This is a genomic window from Paenibacillus sp. sgz302114 (assembly GCF_056120345.1).
This window is the reverse complement of sequence record NZ_JBVYOI010000043.1, coordinates 1-499: the sequence shown is the minus strand read 5'-3', so window position 1 is coordinate 499 and position 499 is coordinate 1. Positions and strand designations below refer to the sequence as shown.

The window sequence follows — 499 nt, the reverse complement described above, 5'->3', positions numbered from 1 at the left end:
ATAGTACGTCGCACGTGCAATCCCTAGCAGCTCACAAGCTTGCTTCACGGACATTTCTCCCCGGATAGACTCCATCCAGGTTACTACGGCCTCTGGTGACACCTCCTCTCCAACTCCTTGTACTTTTTTAGTACGTCTAGCTGTTGTTTCAAAAAACGAATCTCCGTTTTCAACTTTTCAAGTTCTGAAGCGAATTCCGGACCTTTTCCAAAACTGTATTGCTTACCGACAGGTTGCTCAAGCCGATGAAGTTCACCACTACGGTACCATGACATCCACGTTTTAAGCTGAGTTACATTCCTGATTCCGAGCTCATCCATAACCACTTTCACAGGAATACCTGTTAATCTCATCTTAATTGCTTTCATTTTCACTTCAACGGGATAGCTAACTCTTGTTGCCAACGCAAAAACACCTCCAAGTTGTCCTCCACATCTTACGACATGGGGCCTTTCACTTGAAGGTGTTTTAATTTGTCTCACGCTACGGGGTCAGTCCC

The 499-nt window shown here is 45.3% G+C and carries 1 protein-coding gene; it reads right to left on the bottom strand.

Annotation, left to right across the window (positions count from 1 at the left end; all coding sequences use genetic code 11):
• Positions 1–83: 83 nt before the first annotated feature.
• Positions 84–404: a transposase gene (locus tag AC0LWF_RS27850; RefSeq protein WP_474654703.1), complete on the bottom strand. Its 321-nt coding sequence runs from the start codon at positions 402–404 to the stop codon at positions 84–86.
• Between the last annotated feature and the right edge of the window lie 95 nt (positions 405–499).